Source organism: Streptomyces sp. NPDC057302, assembly GCF_042667685.1.
Taxonomy (GTDB): domain Bacteria; phylum Actinomycetota; class Actinomycetes; order Streptomycetales; family Streptomycetaceae; genus Streptomyces.
Map to the genome: position 1 here is coordinate 140,513 of NZ_JBHUZJ010000005.1, position 12,885 is coordinate 153,397.

Consider the following 12,885-nt stretch of genomic DNA (forward strand, 5'->3'; position numbering starts at 1 on the left):
CTAACGCTCCTGGTTGTAGGTGCTGTCAGAGCCGAAGCCCTGGCCATTCGTGGTGTCACTGCCTGCGCTGCGTCCCCGCTGGACGCCGCGGCGCAGGTTGCTCAGCCGACCCCGAACGTCCTCGGGGTCGCGGGAGACCTGGGGGCCGCCCTGTGGGGTCTGTTCCGCCGTGCCCTCGACCAGATTGGCCTTGGGCACCCGCTTGGGGAGACCGGACGGGGTGACCCCACCCGCCTTGGGCTCCTTCAGCGACTCGGCGCGGTGCCAGCGGTCGTCGTTGGACGTACGCCAGCTGCTGTCGTTGTTGCCGAACACATCGTCGGCGGGGGCCGCCGGAGCGCTGCCGTTGCCGGCCGCCGCACCGGTGGATCCGCGGCGCGGAAGGCCCGCGGAGGTCGTGTCGTGGACTGCGGACGGGGCCGGCCCGGGACGGTCGAAGCCTACGCGCTCGCCGCCGTTCGCGGGAGCCGCCGGACCGGATTCCGGTTCCGGAGAGTACTCGGCCTGATACGCGCCCGAGTTGTTCTCGTATCCGTCGCGCGAGGGCCAGTCGTCCTGGTGGGAGCGGTCCGGGTAGGCCGCGAACGGCTCGGAGACGGCACCCGTACGAGCGGCGTGGTCGTCGTGACCCGCCTCCGTATAGGGGGTGTCCTGGTATCCGTCCTGCGCCGGGTAGTACGCGTCGTCGTACGCCGGCTGCGCGGCCTGGCCCTGGTCGTACTCGTTGTACGCCGGGGCCGCCGGAGCCTGCTGGTCGTACCCGGAGTCGTAGCCGCCCTGCTGCTGGTCGAAGCCCTGGCGGCCGTCGATCTCGTCGCGGAAGAGCGGACGGCCGTCGGCGGACTGCGCCTGCGCCTCCAGAGCGGCACGCCGCTCCTCGCGCATCAGCGAGCGGCCCACCGGGTCGAGCTCCTGCGCGTCGACGCCGTCACCGTTGTAACGGCTGTCGTCGAAGCCCAGTTCGGCTGCCGTGCGCATCGGCTCGTGGTGGAAGGAGGGCTGCTCCGGGGCGTGCTGCTCCGGCATGATCGAGGAGACCGTGAACTCGGACTCGGGCAGCTGGTTCTCGCCGCCGCCACCATGCGTGATCCCGTCGGGAAGCATGACGAGCGAGGTCGTGCCGGCCTGCTCGCCCGAAGGACGCAGCTGGACGCGGATGCCGTGCCGGTCGGAGAGGCGGCCGACCACGAACAGGCCCATGCGCTGGGAGATCGCGGCGTCCACCGTCGGCGGGTTGGCCAGCTTGTGGTTGATGTCCGCGAAGTCCTCGGCGGTGAGGCCGATGCCCTTGTCGTGGATCTCGACCATGATGCGGCCGTCGGGCAGCCGGGTCGCGGTGACGCGGACCTTGGTCTGCGGCGAGGAGAACGTGGTGGCGTTCTCCAGGAGCTCGGCGAGCAGGTGCACGAGGTCGGTCACGGCGAGGCCGTGGATCTCGGCCTCCGGCACGCCCGACAGCTCGACGCGCTCGTACTGCTCCACCTCGGATGACGCGGCGCGCAGGACGTCGACCAGCGGGACCGGCTGGTCCCAGCGGCGTCCCGGCTCCTCGCCGGAGAGGACCAGGAGGTTCTCGCCGTTGCGTCGCATACGGGTCGCCAGGTGGTCCAGGCGGAAGAGGCTCTCCAGCTGGTCCGGGTCGGCCTCGTTGTTCTCCAGGTCGGTGATGAGGGTCAGCTGGCCCTCGATCAGGGACTGGTTGCGGCGCGAGAGGTTGGTGAAGATCGCGTTGATGTTGCCACGGAGCAGGGCCTGCTCGGCGGCGAGCCGCACGGCCTCGCGGTGCACCTGGTCGAAGGCGCGGGCGACCTCGCCGATCTCGTCCGTGGAGGAGATCGGGATGGGCTGTACGCGCGTGTCGACGCGGCCGGGGTCGGTGCGCGAGAGCTGGTCGACCAGCATCGGCAGGCGCTGCTCGGCGATGCCGAAGGCGGCCGTACGCAGCTGGCGCATCGCGCGGCTCATCTGGCGGGCCATGAGCCCGGCCAGGATGAAGGCGGCCAGGAGCGCGATCACGACGATGGCGCCGTTGATGTAGGCGCTGCGCTGGGCGTCGGCCGCGATGTCCGACGCCTCGTTCACCGCCTTGTCGGCCAGATCGGACTCGATGGTGCGGTACGCGTCGAACTTGGCGGAGGTGGTGGCCCACCAGGCCTCGGGGGTGATGCCCTTGCCGGCGAGGGCGACGCGGGCGCTGGGCTGGGTGGTCTCCAGCTGCGCCATGGCCGCGACCATCGCCTCGGACGACGGCGGCGGGACGAAGGTCTCGCCCTTGGCCTTGGCGGCGGCAGCGGCCTGCTTGGCCTGCTTCTCGCCGTCGGCCTTCAGCTGCTTCTTCGCGGCTTCGAGCTTGGCGACGTCCGCGGGGGTGCCACCGCCGGTGTACTCCTCGATGGCGATGCCTTCGAGGTAGGCGTACGAGGAGATGGCCACCCGCTGCTTGGCGAGGCTGGTGGCGGTGGGGCCGGGCTTGACCAGCAGGTGCGTGCCGAGGGAGCGCTGCAGGGAGAGCGCGGCCTTGGTCAGCGAGATCGCGTAGACCGTGCGGCCGTAGCTGGTGATGTTTCCGGTGCCCAGACCGAGTTCGTTGGCGAACTCCATCAGGGGGTGCTGGATGGCTACGTAGCCCTCTTCGGTCTGCGCGCCGGAGAGCTTGGAGGTGTAGGCGGCCTGCCGCAGGGACTGCAGACCCGGCTCCACCTTGTGGAAGCCTTCGAGGCGGCGCTTGAGGCCTTCCTTCTGCGGCATGCTCGCGGCGGCGGCGTCGAACTCGTCCGCGGCCTTGTCGGTGGCCTTGCGGGCCTTCACGACGACCGGGTCGTTCTTCTTGCCGCGCAGCAGCGGAGCGGCGGAGAGGTCACGCTCTTCGATGAGGCGGTTGCCGTAGTTCAGGGAGGCCTGCACGAGGCGGGCCGTGCTCTCGGCGTCCTGGGCTTCGCTCCAGGTGTCGATCGAGCCCTTGACCTGGAAGCCGCCCATGACGAGGCCGACGAGCACGGGTATGAGGAGGATCGCGTTCAGACGGGTCGGCACGCGCCAGTTGCGCGGGGACATTCTGCCGCCCGTGGGCGCCGGCGGCTCCATGCCCTGCACATCGGTGGGGGACGCCGCTGTGCGCGGCGGCGGGGTGAAGTTGCCCCGCGTGTCCCGCGTAAGCGGCGGTGCGGGGCTCGGCTTGCTTCGCCTCACTCGACCAACAACCTCTCGGCGGCGGGACCTGAACTGGTCCCGCTGTCGTCTCCAAGGCCCGTGCTACTGGGCAGTTCAGCGCATTCCAGCACGTCAGGGGGTCCTCTACCAAACAGTGGGAAGGGCAAGTCCGGAGTGGTGTAAGCCTCAGATAAAACGGTCAAATAGAGCGAGCCCCGCCAAAAGGCGGGGCTCTCGTGCGCACAGCGACACCAAATGACCGCGACGCGTGGCGGCGCCCGGCGAATTCTCTGTCGAAACGTTATGAACACAGCGGCCGTCCGTGTCAAAGGACACAGACAGCTCTGTGGAATCTACGGCAACTGCCGTACGGCCTCGTCTACTTGAGTCGTGCCATAAGTGCGTGCTCGACCAGCGTGATCAAGCCACTCTTTGCGTCCGCACGGTGTCGCGCGTCGGTGGTGATGATCGGCGTGTTGGGACCGATCTGGAGAGCTTCGCGCACCTCGTCGGGGGTGTAGGGCTGGTGGCCGTCGAAGCCGTTGAGGGCGATGACGAAGGGCAGGCCGCTGTTCTCGAAGTAGTCGACGGCCGGAAAGCAGTCGGCGAGACGGCGGGTGTCGACGAGCACGACGGCGCCGATGGCACCGCGTACGAGGTCGTCCCACATGAACCAGAAGCGGTCCTGACCGGGCGTACCGAAGAGGTACAGGATCAGGTCCTGGTCCAGGGTGATGCGGCCGAAGTCCATGGCGACGGTCGTCGTCGTCTTGTCCCCGGTGTGGGTGAGGTCGTCGATGCCCGCGGACGCGGACGTCATGACGGCCTCGGTGCGCAGCGGGTTGATCTCGGAGACGGCGCCCACGAACGTGGTCTTGCCTACGCCGAAGCCGCCCGCCACCACGATCTTCGCGGAGGTGGTGGAGCGGGCCGGCGCTCCGCTGCTAGAGCTTGCGAAGTCCACTGAGCACCCTTTCGAGCAGTGTCACGTCAGGCTGACCGCCGGCGTTCTCGTCGCCGCCGGGCTGGTGAATGGCGACGAGCCCGGCCTCGGCCAGGTCGGCCACGAGGATCCGGGCCACGCCGAGCGGCATGGAGAGCAGCGCCGACACCTCGGCCACCGACTTGACCTCACGGCACAGGTGGCAGATGCGCTGGTGCTCCGGGAGCAGCCCCATCAGCTGCGCCGGGTCGGCCGTCGTGCTTACCAGCGCCTCTATCGCGAGCTGGTAGCGGGGCCTGGTCCGGCCGCCGGTCATCGCGTAAGGACGCACCAGCGGCTGGTCGCCTTCAATACCGTACGACGCGTGAGAGCCGTACGGGTCGTGAGAGGCGTTGGGCGGGGTCATGGATCCTCCGGGCGGGACAGCAGGTGGTCTGCGTGCCGTCTGATAGAGCCGGTGGGGGGCACCAGGTTGGCCGGACGGTGGTCAGTACGTTCGGTCGGTGGGGCGGCCGATGAAGAGAGCTAGTGCAGCAGGCTGCCCTGCAGTTCGGCGCGGAGGTCCGGGGTGAGGACGGCGCCCGCGCGGTCGACCAGGAGTGCCATCTCGTAGCCGACGAGGCCGATGTCGCACTCGGGGTGCGCGAGTACGGCGAGGGACGAACCGTCGGAGACCGACATGAGGAAGAGGAACCCCCGCTCCATCTCCACCACGGTCTGGGTGACGGCGCCGCCCTCGAAGATCCGCGAGGCCCCGGCGGTGAGGGAGGTGAGACCCGACGCGACCGCGGCCAGCTGGTCGGCGCGGTCACGCGGGAAGCCCTCGGACATCGCCAGAAGGAGGCCGTCGGCGGAGACCACGACGGTGTGGGACACCCCGGGGGTGTTGTCCACGAAGTTCGTGATCAACCAGTTCAGATTCTGTGCCGCCTGGCTCGGACTCAACTAACGCTCCTGCTGGTGAGTGGGGAAGCTGCCGGTCTGGCCGGTACCGGCCTGGCGACCCTGCTGGATGCCCCGACGGAGATTCGTCAGCCGGCCGCGTACCTCTTCGGGCGCACGCGAGACCTGCGGACCTGTGCTGTCCTGCTGCTGCTGTGCGGTGCCCGCGACGAGGTTGGCTCGCGGGACGCGGCGCGGCAGGCCGGATGTGGTGACGCCACCGGCGGACGGCTGCCGGACGCGCTCGGCCTGGCGGCCCAGCTCGTCGTTGGGCGAGGTGCGCCAAGAGGCGGCGCTGCCGTTCGTGACGCCGTTCATGGTGTTTCCGCCGCCGGTTCCGTTGGACGCGGGGGCGGGCGTTGCGGCCGGGCGCTGGGGCGCGGCCGGGTTCTGCGGCTGCTGTCCTTGCGGCCGCTGTCCCTGGGGCCGCGAGGGGAGCGGCGATGAGGGCTGCGGGCGCTGCGGACGCTGGGGCTGCTGCTGCTCGGGGGCGCCGGGCGCGGGGGAGCGGTCGCCGCCCTGCGGGTCCTGGGGTCCCTGCTGCTGTTGCTGCTGGAACCAGTTGGTCTCCAGCGTGTCGAACAGCGGGGTGCGGCCGTCACCGGGACCGGCGGGCGGAAGCCCTTCCGGCTGCGAGGGCTGCTGGGGCTGAGACTGCTGCGGCTGCTGGGGCACGGGAGGCACCGGCGGTATGCCGAGCTGGCCGCCCTGGCTCTGACCGGGGCCCTGACCGGAGCCCGGCCCCTGACCGGGACCCTGCTGACCACGCCGAGGCTGCGGCGGCGCACCCGCGCCGGGCGCCCCGCCGTTGTAGCCGGGAGCGCTGGTGCCGGGACGCTGGAACTGGCCCGTACCGGAAGAGGTGTCCTGCCCGCCGAAGACGTCCGGGCGGACGAACTGACCGGTGCCCTGCTGGCCGGGACCCTGGCCACCCTGCTGGCCGGAGCCCTGCGGCGAACCCGCCCCGGGCGGCGGCCCGTTGAAGTCCGGTCGCGCGAACTCGGCGGTCGAGCCGTGGCCCTGCGCGCCCGCGTCGGCCGCGGGGTAGGGGAACTGCCCGGTGGACTCGGGCTCCTCGTGCCCGCGCGGGGTGTCGAAGGGATCGCGCGAGACCTGCGGCTGCGCGTTCTCGTCGCTCCAACTGGGCACGCGCGGCTGCGGGTTGCCCCCGGGAAGCTCGGCACGCGGACCACCGCGCGGCGGCAGCTGCGGCCTGCGCCCCTGGTCCCCGGAGTCGTTCGCCGAGGGGTTCGCGGGAGCGGCGGGGTTCATGGGCCCGGCCGGGTTCACCGGGTTCGTACGCTGCTGAGGCACCGGAGGCTGCGGCGCGGACGACTGGCCGCGGCCACCGCCCTGCCCGCCCCCGAAGAGGCTGCCGCCGGAAGAGCCCGCGCCCTGTCCGGGCGGCACCTGCCGGGGAGGCTGCTGACCGGACGGGCCGGCCGGAGCGGACGGCGAACCGGTGCGCTGCCCCGCGTCACGAGCGGGAAGCGCGGCCCGCGGCCCCGTGCCCGTCACCTGACCACGCGGCGGACCGGCACCGAGACGGCCCGCGGAACCCGCGGGACCCGCCGAGCCGGGGGCGCCGTTTCCGGCGCCGACTCCACGACGTGCGGCGGCGGCGCCCGCGGAGGCCTGGGCGGCGACGGGGCCGCCGCTCTGGCCGGGGACGGGCGCACCGGGCTTGTTCGGCGCCTTCTTGCCGCCCTGGGCGACATCGATGGGCAGCATGACCAGCGCGGTCGTACCGCCGGAGTCCGAAGGACGGAGCTGGATGCGGATGCCGTGGCGCTGCGACAGACGGCCGACCACGAACAGACCCATGCGGCGCGAGACCGAGACGTCCACGGTGGGCGGCGACGCGAGCCGCTCGTTGATCGCGGCGAGGTCCTCGGGGGAGAGGCCGATGCCCGTGTCGTGGATCTCGATCAGCACACGCCCGTCGGGCAGCGCGTGACCGGTGACCTTGACCTTGGTCTGCGGCGAGGAGAACGACGTCGCGTTCTCCAGGAGCTCGGCGAGCAGGTGCACGAGGTCGTTGACCACGCGTCCGGCGACCTCGGTCGTCGGGACCGCGGAGAGTTCGATGCGCTCGTACTGCTCCACCTCGGACGCGGCGGCACGCAGCACGTCGACGAGCGGGACGGGCCGGGTCCACCGGCGGCCGGGCTCTTCACCTGCGAGAACGAGGAGGTTCTCGCCGTTACGGCGCATGCGGGTCGCGAGGTGGTCGAGCTTGAACAGCGAGGAGAGCTGGTCCGGGTCGGCCTCGCGCGACTCCAGCTCGGAGATGAGCGAGAGCTGGCGCTGGATGAGGCCCTGCGAACGGCGCGAGAGGTTGGTGAACATCGCGTTGACGTTGCCTCGCAGGAGCGCCTGCTCGGCGGCGAGGCGGACGGCCTCGCGGTGCACGTCGTCGAAGGCCGCGGCCACCTGGCCGATCTCGTCCCTGGAGTGCACACCGACGGACTCGACGGAGGTGTCGACGTCCTGCGGGTCGGCCTCGGAGAGCTGCTTGACGAGCTCGGGCAGCCGGTCCTGGGCGACCTTGGTCGCGGTGTCCTGGAGGCGCCGCAGCGAGCGGATCATGGACCGGGCCACGACGAAGGCGCCGACGAGCGAGACACCGAGGACGAGCAGGATCAGCGCACCGTTGAGGATGGCGGCCTGCTCGGACTCGTTGCGCAGCTCGCGGGCCTTCTGCTCCATCTCGTTGAGCAGCGTGAGCTCGATCTTGGACATCGCGTCGATCTTGGTGGTGTCGGCGTCCACCCAGTCCTTGTACGACCGCTTGTCCTGGAGCTTGATGCCGCCCTCCTGCCCGAGCACACGCTTGGCGTAGGAGTCGGCGCCCTCGATGGAGGAGTTGCCTCCGTCGATGGGCTTGGTGACCTCGTCGGCGTTGCCGGAGTAGATGCCCTTGAAGGCATCCAGCTTGGAGTTCTCCTTGTCCAGCGCGGCGAAGCCGTAGCGCCGGTCGGTCTCGGAGATCTTGCCGAACGTGCTGTCGCCCGCGGGAAGCGAGGCGGCGATCACGGCGCGCTGCACCGAGGCGTACTCCTTGGCGGAGGAGAAGGCCGTCAGGGCGCGGGTGCGCTGGATCATGTCCGGGTTGCTGGTCGCCTGCGCCATGTCCGAGGACAGGGTCAGCAGCTGCTCGATGAGCTGGCTGTAGGCGTCGACCGTCTGCGAGGTGGAGTTCTCGTCCTGGTACGCGTCCTTGCGGACCTTGTTGATCTGCTGGAGCTGCTGGGTGATCTCGACCGTGTTCGCCCGGACGCCGAGGAGGCCCTTGTCGTCGTCGGTGTTGTCGAGGTCCTGCGTCTCCTGGAGGAACCGGTTGTAGGCGCGGTCGGTCTTCTGCCGGGAGCCCTTGACCACGTAGTCCGAGGAGTTCGCGCCGTGCGCGAGGGGCCCTGCCGAGCGGTCGCGCTCCTCCTGGAGCGCGGAGGCCAGCTCGGTGGCCCGCTTGGTCATGTCCGTCAGCAGCTTCATGTTGTTGAGCTGCTGGATCTCGTCCATGGACTCGTTGATGCGCAGCGCGCCGAGGGACGTCGCGGTGATCACGGGGAGCGCGAGCAGCGAGACCAGACGGGTGGAGATGCGCCAGTTGCGCAGGGCTATTCGCGAACCGGGGCCGGTGGGCGACTTCACGGTGCCCGTCGTGCCGCCCGAGTTCGATGCGCCCGGGTTCGAGGCGCCCGTGGGCAGGCTTGCGCCACCGGCGCCGCGCACGGCCCCGGAGCCGTTGTCGCCGGACGGTGCTTGCCCGGGGTTCTGGGCGTGCTGGGCCGAGGAGCCGCGGTCGGTCCCGCCGCGCTCCGGCTCTGCCGCAGCGCTGCTGCCATCCCTCTTGAAACGTCCCTGCACTAGCGTCGCAACCTCTGGACCAGGCGTCCCTCCGCACAAACGGCGGGACGGTGTCGGCGTCGTGGGGCGCAGAACGCCCCATGGTGGTCGTGAGTGACCGGCGCTGCTCCCCTTTCCCGCCGCCACTCGGCGCTGCGTTGCGCCCCTGCGCGCCGGTTCGATCCCGCGGCGGTCCCGGGAATTCCAGCACAGTGCAGGATCTCCAACAAGGCCCGTGTGTCGCGTCGCGACCTCCGTGACTGGGCGTGAGTGGCGCGTCACGAGACGTAGAAAGCGATCCGGGCAAAACGACCCATTGCGCCCGGCGGACTAGGGGGTAAGCGGTGTCCCAGTGTTCATGATCGGGAGCGGAATGATGGCTTCAGTGGCGCAATGTCCGATTCCAACAAGGCCTCCACGGGCCTGAATTGACCCATTTGCCCGCTCGCTCGTGAGCAAACTCACATCAAGATCAAGGCCTCATCCGGGCTTTGGCCGGGAATTGGATGTTTAGCCTGACGCTTTACAGGGATGGCGAATCCGACAAGCCGCGTCCGTCATACGACGCCACAACCGACAGGGCCTGAAGAGCAGATGAAGACTGTGAAGTCGGCGATGTTCCACAACATAGCCAACCCCCGCCGCACCACCCTCGCCCACCTCACGGACGCACAGGAGGTCGCCCCGGCCGCCGAGCAGCCGGACCACGCCCTGGAACTCCCCACGGTGACGGCCAACCCGAAGCGCACGATCCTGATGGACGCTCCGGCGGAGTTCATCCCGTCCGGCGTCTGAGGACGAGCGCGCGGCGCGATCGGCGCCGGCCGCGGCCGCGGGGGCACAGGAGGCTGGGCGGCACGCGGCCACGTTAGCCTGGGGTGTCAGTCTCTCCCTCCAGCAAAGGGCACCGCTCTTGCGCATCGCCAGGTTCTCCATCGACGGCAACGTCGCCTTCGGCGCGGTCGAGGGTGAAAGTCCCCCCGGAACGACCGACGGGCTCGTCCTCGACATCATCAAGGGCATCCCGTTCGCGGACTTCGAGCTCTCCGGCACGAAGGTCCCGCTGAGCAAGGTCAGGCTGCTGCCCCCGGTGCTCCCCAACAAGGTCGTGGGCATCGGCCGCAACTACGCGGACCACGCGGCGGAGCTCGGCAACGAGGTCCCCGACGTCCCCGTCGCCTTCTTCAAGCCCTCCACCTCGGTGATCGGCCCCGGCGACGCCATCGCGTACCCCTCCTTCTCGCAGGAGCTGCACCACGAGGCCGAGCTGGCCGTGGTCATCGGCCGCATGTGCCGCGAGGTCCCGCGCGAGCGCGCCCGCGACGTCATCCTCGGCTACACCTGCGCCAACGACGTCACCGCGCGTGACGTGCAGAAGCGCGAGAAGCAGTGGGCCAGGGCCAAGGGCTTCGACACCTCCTGCCCGCTGGGCCCCTGGGTGGAGACCGACCTCGACCCCTCCGACCTCACCATCCAGTGCACGGTCAACGGCGAACAGCGCCAGCTGGGGCGTACGGCCGAGATGGTCCGCTCCATCGAGGACCTGATCGTGCACATCTCCGAGGCCATGACGCTGCTCCCGGGCGACGTCATCCTCACCGGCACCCCGGCAGGGGTCGGCCCCCTGAACGTCGGCGACGAGGTCGCCGTCACCATCGAAGGCATCGGCACTCTCACCAACAAGGTGATCAAGCGTGGCTAACGCGACCCCCGTACGCGTACGTTTCTGTCCCTCGCCGACCGGCAACCCCCACGTGGGCCTGGTCCGCACCGCTCTCTTCAACTGGGCCTACGCCCGGCACAACGAGGGCTCCCTGATCTTCCGCATCGAGGACACCGACGCGGCCCGCGACTCGGAGGAGTCGTACGAGCAGCTGCTCGAAGCGATGCGCTGGCTGGGCTTCGACTGGGACGAGGGCCCCGAGGTCGGCGGCCCGCACGAGCCGTACCGCCAGTCGCAGCGCATGGACGTCTACCAGGATGTCGCCGCCAAGCTCCTGGACGCGGGCCGCGCGTACTACTGCTACTGCTCCACGGAGGAGCTCGACGCCCGCCGCGACGCCGCCCGCGCCGCGGGCAAGGCGTCCGGCTACGACGGCCACTGCCGCGACCTGACCGCCGAGCAGCGCGCCGCGTACGAGACGGAGGGCCGCAAGCCCATCGTCCGTTTCCGCATGCCCGACGAGGCGATCACCTTCACGGACCTGGTCCGCGGCGAGATCACCGTCCAGCCGGAGAACCTCCCGGACTACGGCATCGTCCGCGCCAACGGAGCACCGCTCTACACCCTGGTGAACCCGGTCGACGACGCCCTGATGGAGATCACCCACGTCCTGCGCGGCGAGGACCTGCTCTCCTCGACCCCGCGCCAGATCGCCCTCTACAAGGCGCTCGCGGACCTGGGCATCGCCAAGGAGACCCCGGCCTTCGGCCACCTCCCGTACGTGATGGGCGAGGGCAACAAGAAGCTCTCCAAGCGTGACCCGCAGGCGTCCCTGAACCTCTACCGCGAGCGCGGCTTCCTCCCCGAGGGCCTCCTTAACTACCTGTCCCTCCTGGGCTGGTCGTTCTCCGCGGACCAGGACGTCTTCTCGATCCCCGACATGGTCGCCAAGTTCGACCTCGCGGACGTGAACGCCAACCCGGCCCGCTTCGACCTGAAGAAGGCCGAGGCGATCAACGCCGACCACATCCGCATGCTGGACGTGAAGGCGTTCGCGGCGGCCTGCGAGCCGTGGCTCCAGGCCCCGCACGCGAACTGGGCCCCCGAGGCGTTCGACCAGGCAGCCTGGGAGGCCATCGCCCCGCACGCCCAGACCCGCATCAAGGTCCTCTCCGAGATCACGGAGAACGTGGACTTCCTCTTCCTGGACGAGCCCGTCGAGGACGAGGCGTCCTGGACGAAGGCCATGGGCAAGGGCGACCCCGCCGCGCTCCTGACGACGGCCCGCGCCAAGCTCGACGCCGCCGACTGGACCTCCCCGGAGTCCCTCAAGGAGGCCGTCCTGGCCGCAGGCGAGGAGCACGGCCTGAAGCTCGGCAAGGCCCAGGCCCCGGTCCGCGTGGCCGTCACCGGCCGCACGGTCGGCCTGCCCCTCTTCGAGTCCCTGGAGATCCTGGGCAAGGAGAAGTCGCTCTCCCGCATCGACGCGACACTGGCGAAGCTGGCCGCGTAAGCACGCCCTCCCGTACGCGACGAAGGACCCGGAAGCCGCCACGGCTGCCGGGTCCTTCGCGTACGTTCGAAGCATGCCGATCAAAGCCGTGGTCTGGGACGTGGACGACACGATCTTCGATTACGCGCACGCCGACACCACCGGCATGCACGCCCACCTCACCGCCGAAGGCCTCATCGAGCGGTACGAGACCGCCGAGCGCGCCCTGGCCCTCTGGAAAGAGGTCACCGAGCGCCACTGGGCCCGCTTCAGCGCCGGGGGGATCGAGTTCGAGGCCCAGCGCCGCGACCGCGTACGCGAGTTCCTGGACGCCGTCCTGACCGACCAGGAGGCTGACGCCTGGTTCGCGCGTTACCTCGGTCACTACGAATCCGCCTGGACCCTCTTCCCGGACACCGTCCCCACCCTGGACGCCCTCGCGGGCGAGTACCGCCACGCCGTCCTCTCGAACTCGGCTCTGGCCGTCCAGGAGCGCAAGTTGAGCGTCCTGGGCGTGCGCGACCGCTTCGAGGCCGTCCTGTGCGCCGCCGACCTCGGCGTCTCCAAGCCCGCGCCCGAGGCCTTCCTCGCGGTCTGCGAGGCGATGGGGCTGCGGCCCGACGAGATCGCCTACGTGGGGGACCAGCCGGAGATCGACGCCAGGGGCGCCCGTGACGCCGGCCTTCTCGGGATCTGGCTCGACCGCAACAGCGCATCCCAGGAAGGCCCGTCGGGGGTGCACCGCATTACGCGCCTCGCCGAGCTGCCCGCGCTGCTCCGCGCCGATACCCGTTTTGGAGCGCCGTCCACCTTCGGGTAATGTTCTTCCTGCGCCGCCCGAGAAGG

At 70.3% G+C, this 12,885-nt stretch carries 9 protein-coding genes; 4 read left to right on the forward strand and 5 right to left on the reverse strand.

The window, feature by feature from the left end:
- The 5 genes from ACFUPX_RS06180 to ACFUPX_RS06200 form a co-directional block, all read right to left on the reverse strand.
- The gene (locus ACFUPX_RS06180; RefSeq protein WP_383316782.1) at nucleotides 1–3,189 is read right to left on the reverse strand and encodes a nitrate- and nitrite sensing domain-containing protein; all 3,189 of its coding nucleotides are present in this window, start codon (nucleotides 3,187–3,189) and stop codon (nucleotides 1–3) included.
- Nucleotides 3,190–3,529: 340 nt separating this feature from the next.
- The gene (locus ACFUPX_RS06185; protein ID WP_190084711.1) at nucleotides 3,530–4,114 is read right to left on the reverse strand and encodes an ATP/GTP-binding protein; all 585 of its coding nucleotides are present in this window, start codon (nucleotides 4,112–4,114) and stop codon (nucleotides 3,530–3,532) included.
- A complete protein-coding gene (locus tag ACFUPX_RS06190; RefSeq protein WP_190084712.1) occupies nucleotides 4,095–4,499 on the reverse strand; it encodes a DUF742 domain-containing protein in 405 nt (134 codons plus the stop codon). The genes ACFUPX_RS06185 and ACFUPX_RS06190 overlap by 20 nt, the downstream gene beginning before the upstream one ends.
- A gap of 119 nt (nucleotides 4,500–4,618) precedes the next feature.
- Nucleotides 4,619–5,038: a roadblock/LC7 domain-containing protein gene (locus ACFUPX_RS06195; RefSeq protein WP_098244998.1), complete on the reverse strand. Its 420-nt coding sequence runs from the start codon at nucleotides 5,036–5,038 to the stop codon at nucleotides 4,619–4,621.
- Nucleotides 5,039–8,905, reverse strand: a complete 3,867-nt coding sequence (locus ACFUPX_RS06200) for a nitrate- and nitrite sensing domain-containing protein (RefSeq protein WP_383316787.1) — start codon at nucleotides 8,903–8,905, stop codon at nucleotides 5,039–5,041.
- A gap of 573 nt (nucleotides 8,906–9,478) precedes the next feature.
- On the opposite strand from ACFUPX_RS06200, the gene ACFUPX_RS06205 reads away from it, so the two are divergent.
- The 4 genes from ACFUPX_RS06205 (at nucleotide 9,479) to ACFUPX_RS06220 (ending at nucleotide 12,859) form a co-directional block, all read left to right on the forward strand.
- The gene (locus ACFUPX_RS06205; protein ID WP_383316790.1) at nucleotides 9,479–9,679 is read left to right on the forward strand and encodes a hypothetical protein; all 201 of its coding nucleotides are present in this window, start codon (nucleotides 9,479–9,481) and stop codon (nucleotides 9,677–9,679) included.
- Between the two features lie 118 nt (nucleotides 9,680–9,797).
- On the forward strand, nucleotides 9,798–10,586 hold the full coding sequence (locus ACFUPX_RS06210; protein ID WP_383316793.1) for a fumarylacetoacetate hydrolase family protein: 789 nt from the start codon (nucleotides 9,798–9,800) through the stop codon (nucleotides 10,584–10,586).
- Complete coding sequence (gene gltX, locus ACFUPX_RS06215; protein WP_383316796.1) at nucleotides 10,579–12,060, forward strand: glutamate--tRNA ligase; 1,482 nt, start codon at nucleotides 10,579–10,581, stop codon at nucleotides 12,058–12,060. Before ACFUPX_RS06210 ends, gltX begins: the two co-directional genes overlap by 8 nt.
- 73 nt (nucleotides 12,061–12,133) lie before the next feature.
- Nucleotides 12,134–12,859 (forward strand): HAD family hydrolase, encoded by a 726-nt coding sequence (locus ACFUPX_RS06220; protein ID WP_383316799.1) that lies wholly within the window; start codon nucleotides 12,134–12,136, stop codon nucleotides 12,857–12,859.
- Nucleotides 12,860–12,885 lie beyond the last annotated feature (26 nt).

Bases quoted from the DNA above. Each gene is read 5' to 3' on its own strand.
- ACFUPX_RS06205 (WP_383316790.1), top strand. From the start codon at position 9,479: ATGAAGACTGTGAAGTCGGCGATGTTCCACAACATAGCCAACCCCCGC.
- ACFUPX_RS06190 (WP_190084712.1), bottom strand. From the start codon at position 4,499: ATGACCCCGCCCAACGCCTCTCACGACCCGTACGGCTCTCACGCGTCG.
- ACFUPX_RS06220 (WP_383316799.1), top strand. From the start codon at position 12,134: ATGCCGATCAAAGCCGTGGTCTGGGACGTGGACGACACGATCTTCGAT.